Annotated in this window: 1 protein-coding gene; it reads right to left on the bottom strand. The window is 76.0% G+C overall.

Annotation, left to right across the window (positions count from 1 at the left end; genetic code table 11):
• Nucleotides 1-851, bottom strand: an 851-nt coding sequence (locus D183_RS0116105) for a histidine-type phosphatase (protein ID WP_017909908.1), incomplete at its 3' end; no start/stop codon positions are given.
• Nucleotides 852-940 lie beyond the last annotated feature (89 nt).

Consider the following 940-nt stretch of genomic DNA (forward strand, 5'->3'; position numbering starts at 1 on the left):
ACCGCCGGCGCGCGCAGGCGCAGCGCGAACTCGGCCTGGTGCGGGGCGAAGGCGCGCAGCAGGCTGGCCTCGTCGACGCCGCGCCAGCCCAGCGCGGCGAAGTCCTGGCCGTCGGCCCAGGCCATCAGCAGGCTTTCGCTGAGGCCGGAAGCGGCCGCGGCCGGGCCTTCGATGCCGGGGATCGCGTCGTCGGCATCGCCCAGCCGCGCCGGCACCGCATCCAGGCGCAGCTTGCCGCTGCCGGCGTCGGCCGGGCAGGGCCGTTGCGCGCACTGCAGCAGCAGTTGTTGCAGGCTGTCGATGGCGTCGGCCTGGGCCGCGTTCCAGGCCTGCGCATCGCCGCCGATGCGGCCGGCGATGGCCGCGCGCATCTGCGCCACCGCGGCGGGAGTGCGCAGGGCGGGCGCGCCGTCGAACAGCGGATCGGAGGCATCGTCGGCGACGCTGTGCACCGGATTGGCGCAGCCCGGGGTCAGCGTGCTGGCCAGCGCCTGCGCCGAGGCGAGGGTGCGTTGGGTGCGGTTGGCCCAGTAGTACGCGGCCGCGCAGCCGTCGCCGGCGAACAGCCCCAGCGGCGCATAGCGGGCGCGGTAGTAGGCGCCGAACAAGCGTTCCAGCGCCGCGCCGTTCGCGGTGAGATACCCGGCGGGCACCGCGAAGCGCGGCCAGGGGCGCGCCGAGTAGCGCTCCAGTTGCTCCGCGCTGGACATCGCCGCGCGCACGCCGTGGCGCTTGAGGATGACGACTTTTTCCAGGGTCTCCGTCGCGGCCGTTTGCGCGCGTGCGGCGGTGCAGGCCAGTGGCGCGAAGGCGAACAGGACGAGGGTGGCGAGGCGCGGCAGCGATGGCATCGGCAAGCTCCAGGCAGAGGCGGTGCGCCGCGCGCGGCGGCGGGCGGCGCACGGTGCAGTGGCGGGCGACCGCGGCGATGCAGGCCGCG

This window comes from Xanthomonas sp. SHU 199 (genome assembly GCF_000364665.1).
Taxonomy (GTDB): Bacteria; Pseudomonadota; Gammaproteobacteria; order Xanthomonadales; family Xanthomonadaceae; genus Xanthomonas_A; species Xanthomonas_A sontii.